Below are 12,204 nucleotides of genomic sequence, written 5' to 3'. Positions count from 1 at the left end.
AGGTAAAAAAGCCGAAGTCCGAAATCCGAAAGCTGAAAGCTCTAACAAATGGCATACGATAAATTCACTATATTAAAATCAACAGCCGTTCCAATGCCAATTGAGAACGTTGATACTGACCAAATTATCCCTGCTCGTTTCTTAAAAGCTACGAAACGTGAAGGATTTGGCGATAACTTATTCCGTGACTGGCGTTATAATACCGACGGTTCACCAAAACAAGATTTCGTATTAAACAATCCTACTTACACAGGGAAAATCCTAGTAGGAGGACATAACTTCGGAAGTGGGTCAAGCCGTGAACACGCCGCTTGGGCTATTTATGATTATGGTTTCCGTTGCGTAGTATCAAGCTTCTTTGCTGATATCTTCAAAGGAAATGCTATCAACGTAGGTATTCTGCCAGTACAAGTAAGCCCTGAATTTTTAGATAAAATCTTCTTGGCCATCGAAGCCGATTCAGCTGCCGAATTGGAGGTAGACCTTCCAGCACAAACCATCACCATCGTTGCTACAGGCGAACAAGAAAGCTTTGCTATCAACGGTTATAAGAAAAATAACCTTATCAATGGCTTTGACGATATAGATTATCTTCAAGCAATGAAAGCAGAAATAGGTGGTTTTGCTAGTAAAAGTATTTATTAAGCATTCGGCTATCAGCTATCGGGTGTCGGTTATCGGACTTCGGCGGTCGGATTTCGGATTTCAGCTTTCGATTTAGAAAAGTAAACACTTTTGTAAATCTGATGACTGATAGTCTAAAATCTGATAACCAATGACCGATGACCGACAGCCGACAGCTGAAAGCTGATAGCAAAGAAAATATGCGACACATAGAAATAATGGATACGACACTTCGCGATGGAGAACAAACCAGCGGAGTGTCTTTTTCGGCTACTGAGAAATTAGCAATCGCTCAATTATTATTAAAAGAAGTAAAAGTCGATCGCTTAGAAGTAGCTTCTGCAAGAGTATCCGACGGTGAATTTCAGGCGGTTAAAAAAATTACGAGCTGGGCAAGTGAAAACGGATTGATTGATAAAATCGAGGTGCTGACTTTCGTTGATGGCGAGACGTCGGTAAACTGGATGATTGAAGCAGGAGCGAAGGTGATGAATCTACTCACGAAAGGGTCGATGAATCATTTAGTGCATCAGCTTAAAAAAACGCCTGAGCAACATTTTGCTGAGATTGCGGAGGTATTTACGCTGGCTCGTTCTAAAGACATTAAATGTAATGTTTATTTAGAAGACTGGAGTAATGGCATGCGCAACTCGCCAGAATATGTATATCAGTTTCTGGATTTCCTAAGTACCCAACCCATCGAAAGAGTATTGTTGCCCGATACGCTAGGAGTGCTTACGCCACGTGAATGTTATGATTTCCTGTCGGCGATTGTAAAGCGTTATCCAACTCAACACTTTGATTTTCACGCACATAACGACTATGATTTAAGCATTGCCAACGTCATGGAAGCAGTGCGAGCAGGTGTACATGGGCTTCATCTAACGGTGAATGGTATGGGTGAAAGAGCAGGAAATGCTCCGCTAGCAAGTACTATTGCCGTACTGAAAGACTTTATGTGTGATGTGGAAACGACGGTAGTGGAAGAGTCACTTTATTCGGTTAGTAAACTGGTCGAAACTTTTTCTGGCTTTAGAATCCCTGTGAATAAGCCCGTAGTAGGTGAAAATGTTTTTACACAAACGGCTGGTATTCATGCGGATGGCGATAATAAAAACAACCTGTATTTCAACGATTTGATGCCCGAACGTTTTGGTAGAGAACGTAAATATGCGTTGGGAAAAACGTCTGGTAAAGCGAATATCGAGAAGAACCTTCAGAAGTTGGGTATCAAATTATCGCAAGCGGATTTAAAAAGAGTAACGCAGCGAATCATTGAACTTGGCGACCGCAAGGAGGTAGTTACGCAGGAAGATTTGCCTTATATTATCTCGGATGTGATTGATAGCAATACCATCGAAGAGAAAGTGGAGGTAGTAAATTATGTGTTGACGCATTCTAAAAATCTTCGCCCTTCGGCTACCATCAGGGTAAAAATTGAAGGACATATTTTTGAAGAAAATGCACAGGGTGACGGTCAGTACGATGCCTTTATGAATGCCTTGAAGAAGGTGTACCTAAAGAAAGAGGTAAACCTCCCGATGCTGACAGACTATGCCGTAAGGATTCCTCCAGGGGGAAATACCGATGCACTTTGTGAAACCATCATTACATGGGAACATAAAGGCAAAGAGTTTAAAACCAGAGGATTAGATTCTGACCAAACGGTATCAGCTATTAAGGCGACACAGAAAATGCTTAATCTTATTTAGTTTTGAATGAGTGAGTTTTGAATGAGTTGTGAGTTAGTGAATTGTGATTGAGTGATTAAATGTTTACTCTTCAAATCATCCCTAGCGAGGGACTTAAGTCCCTCGCTAGGGATGGAATAAGAAGAAAGAGGTATTTATTGTATCTTACAAATCACAAAATCCTAAAGTCCAGCGTCTAAAAATCTAATGTCCTAAAATCTTTTTAGTCATAAAGTCCAGCATCCAAAAGTCTTAAATCTAAAAATTTTATAACTTAAAAAAACCTTGAGTCCTCAAGTCCAAAGTCCTCAAGTCCAAAAAAATGAAATTAAATATTGCAGTTTTAGCCGGAGACGGTATCGGTCCAGAAGTAATTGAACAAGCATTAAAAGTAGTTAATGCAATCGGAAAAAAGTATAACCACGAAATTAATCTGACACATGCTTTAACAGGAGCAGTAGCGATTGATGCGACGGGTAATCCATATCCAGACGAAACACACAACATTTGTATGGAAGCAGATGCTGTATTGTTTGGTGCGATAGGTCACCCACGTTTTGACAACGACCCATCAGCCAAAGTTCGTCCAGAGCAAGGTTTGTTGGCGATGCGTAAAAAATTAGGATTATATGCCAACATTCGTCCTACATTAGTATTCCCTTCATTATTGCACAAATCTCCGTTAAGAAGAGAATTGATTGAAAATGCAGACTTCGTTTGTATCCGTGAACTAACAGGCGGTATTTATTTTGGCGACAAAGGAAGAAATGAAACACGCGACAAAGCTTGGGACGTATGTGAATATACGAAGCCAGAAGTAGATAGAATTGTACGTTTAGCGTATGAATATGCGATGAAGCGTCGTAAGAAAGTATGTATCGTTGACAAAGCGAACGTATTAGAAACTTCAAGACTTTGGAGAGAAGTAGCACAAGGTATCGAAAAAGAATATCCAGAAGTAGAAACAGAATATTTATTCGTTGATGCGGCAGCAATGCGTATTATCCAATGGCCAGAAGGATTTGACGTAATGGTTACAGAAAATATGTTCGGTGATATTTTAACAGACGAAGCTTCGGTAATTTCTGGTTCAATGGGCTTGATGCCTTCGGCTTCTATCGGTACACATACATCAGTATTCGAGCCAATCCATGGAAGTTACCCACAGGCGGCAGGCAAAAACATTGCTAACCCACTAGGAACAGTACTTTCGGCTGCGATGATGTTTGAATATGCGTTCAAATTGATGGACGAGGCAAACGAAATCAAAGACATAGTGAATAAATCTTTGGCAGAAGGCGTAGTAACCGTTGATATTGCTGATGGCGGAAAAGCATTCTCTACTTCAGAAGTAGGAGATTGGTTGGCTGCTCAGATTGGGTAAAATTTTTATGTTATTATAATTTCTTCATTCCTGTTTAGGGCGAGATTTATCTATCGCCCTAAACAGGAATGATTTTTTTGTGCCCTTTGGAATCTAAATCTAGTGCAGTATAATCAAAATACCTCAATCCTGAAAGGATGATATGATTATAGAAAATATAATTATCAATACGCACCTGACTCACAAAAGGGTGATACACTAGTAGGAAGAATCTGTCACTCCTTCGGAGTTTATATACCTGGCTTTATCTGATATTTCTATAATCATACCATCCCTTCGGGATTTAACGCTTATTCCCCCTCATTGTAATATCCTTTGACCATGCCGTATAATCAAAGTATCTAAATCCCGAAGGGATGGTATGATTATAGGGAAAAATAATTGTCAATACCCACTTAACCCCGAAGGGGTGATATAGCAGTAAGATGCCCTACGGAACATCTCAAAGAATGTTTGAAAAATATAAATTAAATAATATGAAGTATCATTTTAATAATTAAACCTTTTCATCCGTTCTTACTCTAAGAGGTATCTTATTTTAAACTCGATGATATTATGAATAAGGAAAAATCCATCCAGCACCTTATATGGCGAGCAGGCTTTGGCGAAAGGCCTGAAGTGATTACTCAGCTTGGCCATAAGTCTATCAAGAAGAATGTTAAACAGTTATTGAAAGACGCTGAAAGCTTTGAACCCATTTATACAGTTGATAAAATGGATATTTATTCAGAGCTACAGATGATAAAAAAAGATACTACCCTTACCACGCAAGAGCGTATAAAGCAGTTGAACAAGATGGTAAAGGAGGAGGAAGGACTACTGAATACTACTTGGATAGATAAAATGGCGAATTCAAAGGGCGTCTTGCGAGAAAAAATGGCGTTGTTTTGGCACGGACATTTTGCCTGTAGAACGCCCAATCCGCTATTTGCCCAAAGCTACTTAAATACCATCCGCCAACATTCATTAGGGAAGTTTAGCGACTTGCTAATGGCGGTCTCCAAAGAGGCGGCTATGCTCCAGTTTTTGAATAATCAGCAGAATAAGAAACGCAGCCCGAACGAAAACTTTGCCCGTGAAGTAATGGAATTGTTTACGCTCGGCAGGGGGAATTATACTGAACACGACGTGAAAGAAGCTGCCAGAGCGTTTACGGGCTGGGAATTTGATAGAAAAATAACGGGGTTTTATTTCAACACTAAACAACATGATGATGATACGAAGGTGGTCTTTGGAAAAACGGGCAACTTTACGGGGGAAGATATCATCAAAATGATTTTGGAACGAAAAGAAACCGCCAATTTTGTTGTTACCAAAATCTACAAAAACTTTGTGAATGAGCAGGTGGATACTAACCGTGTCAGTCAATTGGCGGAGGAGTTCTATAAAAACGAGTATAATATTGCCGATTTGATGGAGACTATCTTCAATAGTTCATGGTTCTACGAAGAGCGTAATGTTGGCACACACATTAAATCTCCTGTCGAGCTTATTGTGGGTTTACAGCGAACTACGGGCTCTAACTTGGTCGAAAAACAATCTTTACTTTTTGTGCAACGTGTATTGGGGCAAGTATTATTGTATCCGCCCAATGTGGCAGGCTGGGCTGGGGGCAAAAGTTGGATAGATAGCTCGAGTTTGTTATTTAGGATGCAGTTGCCCTATTTGATGTTTAATAATACGGTGATAAAAACCGTTGCGAAGTCGGACGGAGATGTAAATACAGATTTCCAAACTCGTAAGGGAAATAAGAATACCCTTGAAACCGATATGAACTGGGAAGTATTTTCAACATATTTTACCCAACAAAATCGTGAAATGTTGTTAGATACCCTCGAGGCATACATTTTGCAAGTGCCTATTAATGAGGATGTGAAAAAAGGATTAATCGCTAAAATGGGGAAAGAGAGTCAGGCAGAGACTATCAAGAAAATGATGATAGCCTTAATGACTCTCCCCGAATATCAGTTGTGTTAAAATGGCAATCAATCACGAGTCAAACAACGATATTGTCTATAAGGCTTAGTATTAAAGCCTTGAAGATTTAAATACTAAACTCACAATTCATCACTTACAATATTATGGTCAACCGCAGAGAATTTATCACACGTTCGGCATTGGCAACAGTAGGGGGCTTAATGATTCCGAATTTTCTAAAAGCTTTTGAACAGCAATCTTTAGGGAGTGTAAAGGGTGCTCCTGATAAAATATTAGTCATTATTCAGTTGTCTGGAGGGAACGATGGACTTAATACGATTGTGCCTTACCAAAATGATATTTACTATCGCGAACGTCCGACGATTGCGATTGAGCGAAATAAGGTACTGAACCTCAATGACGAAATAGGACTGAACCCTGCCTTGGAAAAGCTAAGACCTTGGTATGACGAAGGTTTTATGCGAATCATCAACAATGTAGGTTATCCAAATCCCGATAGGTCGCATTTCCGTTCGATGGATATTTGGCAAACGGCTTCTAATCCGAATGAATATTTACAAACGGGTTGGTTAGGGCGTTATTTAGATGCCAATTGTTCGGGCGATTGTGCCTCGTACAACGTCCTTGAAATAGATGATACCCTAAGTTTGTCTATGAAAGGCGAGAAATTAAAAGGTTTGGCGGTATTAGACCCTGAAAAACTATACCGACAAGTGCATGGTGATTTTATCGCTAAAATCGCTAAAACACAACCTGCCGACCATTCAGATAATGTAAGTTACCTCTATAAAACATTGGCAGAAACCTCCTCTTCGGCAGAATATCTTCATACCAAATCGAAAATCTATCAAACAAAAGCCAGTTTCCCGAATGGCGAATTGGGGCAACGGTTAAAGACTATCTCCGAACTGATACTCTCGGGGATGCCGACCAATATCTATTACGTCAGCATTTCAGGGTTTGATACCCACGTCAATCAGCTCAATCAGCAAGAACGTTTGTTAAGAAACTATGCCGAAACGATGGACGTGTTTTTAAATGAACTCAAACAAAACAACAAGCTAGACGATGTGGTGATGATGACGTTCTCTGAATTTGGGAGAAGGGTAAAACAAAATGCTAGCGGAGGCACAGACCACGGAACGGCGAATAATGTATTCTTGATGGGTGGAAAATTGAAAGCTGATAAAATACTCAACGAAGCGCCTAATCTAACGAATTTAGACGAAGGTGATTTGAAGTATTCTGTAGATTTTAGAAAGATTTATGCTACCCTGCTCCGTAATTGGTTATTAGTCAACGATGAAGAAATACTAGGAAAACGCTTTGATGTGCTGGATTTTGTTTAAAAGGAATCGTTGTCTGAGGAAAATGCTTGAATGTTTATAAGTGGTTAATTATTAATAATTTATGAAAAATTAATTAAAATCTAAATCTAAAAGATGGCCTCTAAAAACCTTGATAACACTACAACTGATAATTCATCAACTAAGAAAGTTCATAATTATCCTATTAAAGATGTGGTTTCGATTCCCCTTGAAGAAATTGTCAATACGCTTCAAGGGGATTTAACAAACGGACTGGCGGAGGGGAGTATCAATAAAAGAATAAAGACTTACGGGTTGAATCGCTATGAAGAGCAAAAACAAAAGAGTATTTTTTTACTCTTGCTAGAGCAATTCAAGAGTCCCATTATTTTGTTATTAGTCTTTGCCAGTGGGGCATCACTCTATTTTAAAGATTGGCTCGAAGGCTTTGCTATCATTGGCGTAATATTTATTACGGCGGCTTTGGGTTTCTTCATGGAACTTCAAGCTCGAAAATCAATGAATCAGCTTAAAAGCATGGATGTCAGTCTGTCGAAAGTCTGGCGAGATAATGCTTTAAATGAAGTCCCCTCTGAGAGGCTAGTGCCAGGAGATATTTTAGTGCTAGAAGCGGGCGATATGGTATTAGCAGATGCCCGATTAGTAGAAATCAACCAATTTGAAGTAGATGAATCACCCTTAACGGGGGAATCAATGCCCATCACCAAAACCCTTGAACCCCTCGATAAAGATACCAGTCTAGCCGACCAAACCAATATGATATTCAAAGGCACGTCGGTCATTAAAGGAAATGCCAAAGCTATCATTGTAGGAACAGCCTTGCATACAGAATTAGGGAAAATTACGGCATTGGTTGACAATGCCAAGCAAGTAACGACGCCACTCGAAAAAAAACTACAAGGGCTTACCACCAAATTGATGTGGCTCACCGCTATATTTGCCACCATATTTATCATCACAGGCTTTTTACAAGGCAAAGAGCTTTATTTGATTATTGAAACCGCCATTGCCTTAGCCGTGGCCGCCATTCCCGAAGGACTGCCCGTGGTGTCTACCATTGCCCTTACGTATGGTATGTTACGTATGGCAGAAAAAAAGGTATTGATTAAAAAATTAGCGTCTGTAGAGACCCTCGGGGGAATAAATACCATTTTTACTGATAAAACAGGGACACTGACAGAAAACAAAATTCAGGTAAATAATATCTCGTTTTTTGATAATACCTTCAAGGTAGAAAATAATACCGTTGACGAAGCAGACGCCAAAGCCAATCAAGCAAGTTTAGAGAAACTCTTGTTGGTTTCGCTCCTCTGTAATAATGCCGTAGTTGAAAAAAAGGAGAAGAAAAAAGACAAGCAACTCGGCGACCCAATCGAAATATCGCTATTAAATTTTGTTGGACTAAACAACGTAAATATCCCGCAAATACAACAAGAATATCCACGAATTGCCGAAGAAGCCTTTAGTTCGGAAACAAAGCTGATGGGGACATTGCATAAAAAAGGAGATACCAATTTTGTAGCAGTAAAGGGAGCGATAGAGGCCATTTTACAGCAATGTAAATCCTTTTATAAACAAGGTGAAATAGTACCTTTGACGGAAGAAGAGAAGAATCAATTCCTACAAAAAGCAGAAGAAATTCAGGCACAAGGTACACGTGTCTTGGGCTTTGCGTTTAATGAAGCCAACAATATTCCGAATGATAACATGGTGAAAGAGTTGACCTTTGTAGGTTTTATCGGATTTTTAGACCCACCACGTTTAGACATATCAGGAGCTTTGCAATCGTGCAGAAATGCAGGCATCAAGGTAATCATGATAACAGGCGACCACCCCGCCACAGCCTTGAATATTGCTCAGACAATACAACTTTCGGATACGGAGAACGTAGTCATTACGGGGAAAGACTTAGAAGGTAAGCCTGATAAAAAGCAGTTGTTTGCTGCCACGATATTTGCAAGGGTAACACCTCAGCAAAAATTGGATATGGTAACGCTTTATCAAAAAAGAGGCGACATTGTGGCGATGACGGGTGACGGCATCAACGATGCCCCTGCCTTAAAGAAAGCAGAAATAGGCATTGCGATGGGTAGGAGAGGAACGCAAGTAGCAATTGAAACGGCGGAGATGGTCTTGAAAAATGATTCTTTCAAATCGATTGTTGTTGCCATAGAACAAGGCAGGGTGATTTTCCAGAATATTAAACGCTTTTTGGTGTATTTACTTTCGTGTAATTTAAGCGAAATCGTTATTGTGTTTTTGTATGGCTTGCTTAACTTTCCGTTTTCAGTGTTGCCCCTACAAATCCTATTTCTTAATCTGGTGACCGATATTTTCCCTGCCTTGGCATTGGGCATGGGCAAAGGTAATAAGTTGATAATGAGCAATCCTCCGCGTAATCCGAAGGAACCTATTGCCGTTAAACAAGACTGGATAAATATCGTTGTATATGCCAGTTTGTTGGCACTTCCTATCATCACCGTTACGTGGTACTGTAGTGTTTACTTGCAGATGGATGCCAAAATTTGTAATAACATTACCTTCTTTAGCCTTGCCTTTTCACAGTTGTGGCACGTGTTCAATTTGTCGTCTCGCAAGATATCTTTTTTCAAAAATGAGATTACCGAGAACAAGTTTGTGTGGGCAGCCTTGGGAGTATGTATCGTCATTATGCTTACGTTTTACTGGGTAAGTCCCCTCAATAAAATCATTGGACTTCAAAAGCTGGATTTTACTATCTGGTCAATCATCCTCATTACTAGCTGGATGCCAGTAGTGCTTGTTCAATTGTTAAAACGGGTTTTTAAAGTGATTAGTTAAATTTGTGGGCGTATGCCATACGCCCACAAATTTACGATTGATAGGAGGGAATAGGACGAATACAATTCCTCCCTACATTTACCTGTGTTAGGTCTTATTTACACGAAAAATATTCATAGGTAGTAGTACTGATAGTTTTTGAGCCATCTAAAGTTTTTTCTGTAAGTAAATATCCTTTGCTATCAAAAGTGTATGAATAAGTATATTCAGATATTGTATCTCCCAAAGTATTATAGTTTGATCTTTTAACAGGATAATTTTTTTGGTAATCAGAATAACTAGTACCACCGAAGGTATATAAATAGACTCTTTTTGTTTTTCTTTGCTCGGTCGTCCAAGCGGTTATTGCAAACGAAAGATATCTTAAGGTATTACCAGTAGTAGGATAATACTTAACGAGATTGCCATTCAGGTATTCATATTCACTAAGGGAAAAGAAACTATATTTTACACCTGTATCACGGTCATAATAAAAAGTATTCGCTTTAGTATGATTATTATTACCATCATACTCTAGCGTGCCTATATAACTGGCGTATTTATCTGTAGGAAAGTCAAAGCCCTCTATACGATTTATTCTTCCATTTTTATCACAATAATAGTTAGCAGAAAATATATTGTTGGTAAATGCTTTTATGTAAGGTTTAGTATCTGACCCCAAATTTGATCTATCTTCTTCATACCTATAATTACTTCCTCCTATAAAATTGGTGATTAAATTGGTGTTCCTATAAGTGTATGCTATTATTTTGTTTTCGTCATTATATGTATATTCATATACTGTTTTATTGTCGCCCTCTAGGGTAGTAATTGTTTTTACCAAACAGCTAGGTGTTCCATTAGTACTCAGAATATCTTTTAATGATTTGTAGCTTTGGGTCCTATTATAATTGCTGACTGTATTACTGGTCGGTAAAAGCGCATTATAATCATCGATAATACTTTTTATGCCAGTTTCCGTTTCGGTGATGTCTAGCTGGTTATTCTTGATTGTAAAGTTTAAGGTAAATATCTTATTAGCTTTAGTGATGGTTATCGTATTATCTACAATTTTGTAGGTAAAGGCGACGCCATCTTGTGTACCTGTGCCATTTTCATTAAATATCCAAGCTACTGTTTTTTTGATAGTCTGGGCATTTCCAGTTTTATCGGTCAGTTCTAAATCACTTGTTAAATCTATTTTTTTGTTGGCAACGGTTGCGGTACCTATGGCACTCTGGAATTTCCACGTGCCTATAATTAACTGGCTAAGTGTGGGAGAAGGATTAGGGTCATCGATAGCTTGTGAGCAAGAAAGGGTTATCAGCAATGCGATAAATACTGAGGCGTTTATTAGTTTTGAGAACATGATAGATGGTTTGATATGATATGGTAAAACAATTAATTAGGCACAAAAATACAATAATAAAATGGAAAATAAAACGTAGGGGCGTATGGCATATACCCACTAGCATACGATTAATGGCAGGGAACAGGACGAATGCAATTCGTCCCTACCTAGGTTGCCTAATCCCTAGTCGTAGGTTATCCTACGACTCCAAACGATTAAGAGCGTCACGCTCGCATTTTTTTGTCTGCAATGTTTTCCAATCGTTTACTTCGTATCAAGGGAATTTTTACTAAAATGTTATTAACTTAGAAACCACAACCACATTTGATAATAATTGTTCAACATTAGATTTAGACGTTGCTGAAAGACTTAATTTAATAGCATGAAAATTAACACCAACCCTGATATTTTTAAAAGAACGAATATTATTGGTTCAGAAATAGACAAAGACAATTCTATTGCTGAAAGGTTACTTCTTTTTGAAGGTTTTATAAGAATATATGAAGTAAATGTTAAAATCAATGATATGCTTCATGAGGAAATATATTCATTGGGCACAATTAATTAGACTTATCCCCGAAGATATACTTGAAAAAAAAGTGAAATCATCTTTAATAATAATAAGGATAAAAATGCTTGGACTGGTGTATTAGGCTATTCATTTATAAATATGTATTTAACTTGGGAGATGTTTAGTGAAAATGATTTTTTAAGTGAGTTGTATCCCATGAATCCATACCATTTCTTCGTAAGAATCTTAGAACGAGGTATAGGAATAAATAGAGAACACGGTGGTACATTGAGGATGACTATTTTTAGCGGATTTAGTTTGGGCAAATTTCTATCAAAAGAAAATTATCAAGAAACACCTTATTTAGTATCAACAGATGACGAATATTTAGATAAAATAAATACTTTTTACGCTGAGCATAAGGTATTACCGCCTTGGCTTGAAGAAGATAATAAAAGAGGGTTTGTACTTTAAGTCAAGCTGTTCCTATCCTTAGCGAGGGACTTATTAAGATTCATAAAATAATCGTTCTTTTAAATTTGGGTAAAAATGATTAATTTTTGTCAAAAGACTCAAAG

9 protein-coding genes are annotated in these 12,204 nt (G+C 38.3%); 8 read left to right on the top strand and 1 reads right to left on the bottom strand.

The genetic code is table 11. The features are described from left to right. Nucleotides 1-48: 48 nt before the first annotated feature. The 6 genes from leuD to AC07N0_RS22330 all read left to right on the top strand — a co-directional run bounded on the left by leuD (nt 49) and on the right by AC07N0_RS22330 (nt 9,785). The gene (gene leuD, locus AC07N0_RS22355) at nt 49-645 is read left to right on the top strand and encodes a 3-isopropylmalate dehydratase small subunit (RefSeq protein ID WP_492799531.1); all 597 of its coding nucleotides are present in this window, start codon (nt 49-51) and stop codon (nt 643-645) included. A 137-nt stretch (nt 646-782) separates the two neighbouring features. Continuing rightward, nucleotides 783-2,336, top strand: coding sequence for a hydroxymethylglutaryl-CoA lyase-like TIM-barrel protein (locus tag AC07N0_RS22350; RefSeq protein WP_494591073.1), 1,554 nt, complete (start codon nt 783-785; stop codon nt 2,334-2,336). A gap of 301 nt (nt 2,337-2,637) precedes the next feature. After that, a complete protein-coding gene (gene leuB / locus AC07N0_RS22345; RefSeq protein WP_494591072.1) occupies nt 2,638-3,699 on the top strand; it encodes a 3-isopropylmalate dehydrogenase in 1,062 nt (353 codons plus the stop codon). 555 nt (nt 3,700-4,254) lie between these two features. Further along, nucleotides 4,255-5,676 carry a DUF1800 domain-containing protein gene (locus tag AC07N0_RS22340; protein WP_494591070.1) on the top strand — a complete coding sequence of 474 codons (1,422 nt, stop codon included), beginning with the start codon at nt 4,255-4,257 and terminating at the stop codon, nt 5,674-5,676. A gap of 104 nt (nt 5,677-5,780) precedes the next feature. Further along, nucleotides 5,781-6,986: a DUF1501 domain-containing protein gene (locus AC07N0_RS22335; RefSeq protein WP_494591069.1), complete on the top strand. Its 1,206-nt coding sequence runs from the start codon at nt 5,781-5,783 to the stop codon at nt 6,984-6,986. Nucleotides 6,987-7,079: 93 nt separating this feature from the next. Next, nucleotides 7,080-9,785 carry a cation-translocating P-type ATPase gene (locus AC07N0_RS22330; RefSeq protein WP_494591068.1) on the top strand — a complete coding sequence of 902 codons (2,706 nt, stop codon included), beginning with the start codon at nt 7,080-7,082 and terminating at the stop codon, nt 9,783-9,785. Between the two features lie 94 nt (nt 9,786-9,879). Here AC07N0_RS22330 and AC07N0_RS22325 read toward each other — a convergent pair whose 3' ends face one another. Then, nucleotides 9,880-11,133 carry a hypothetical protein gene (locus AC07N0_RS22325; RefSeq protein ID WP_494591067.1) on the bottom strand — a complete coding sequence of 418 codons (1,254 nt, stop codon included), beginning with the start codon at nt 11,131-11,133 and terminating at the stop codon, nt 9,880-9,882. 364 nt (nt 11,134-11,497) lie between these two features. Here AC07N0_RS22325 and AC07N0_RS22320 point away from each other — a divergent pair, with 364 nt between their 5' ends. Together AC07N0_RS22320 and AC07N0_RS22315 are read left to right on the top strand one after the other, a co-directional pair. After that, nucleotides 11,498-11,683, top strand: a complete 186-nt coding sequence (locus AC07N0_RS22320) for a hypothetical protein (protein WP_494591066.1) — start codon at nt 11,498-11,500, stop codon at nt 11,681-11,683. A 159-nt stretch (nt 11,684-11,842) separates the two neighbouring features. Next, nucleotides 11,843-12,100: a hypothetical protein gene (locus AC07N0_RS22315; protein WP_494591065.1), complete on the top strand. Its 258-nt coding sequence runs from the start codon at nt 11,843-11,845 to the stop codon at nt 12,098-12,100. The last annotated feature ends 104 nt before the right edge of the window (nt 12,101-12,204 follow it).

The organism is Arcicella sp. GW821-FHT09D11, assembly GCF_059416265.1.
Note: the sequence above shows the minus strand (reverse complement) of the source record. Positions and strands in the feature narration are given on the sequence as shown.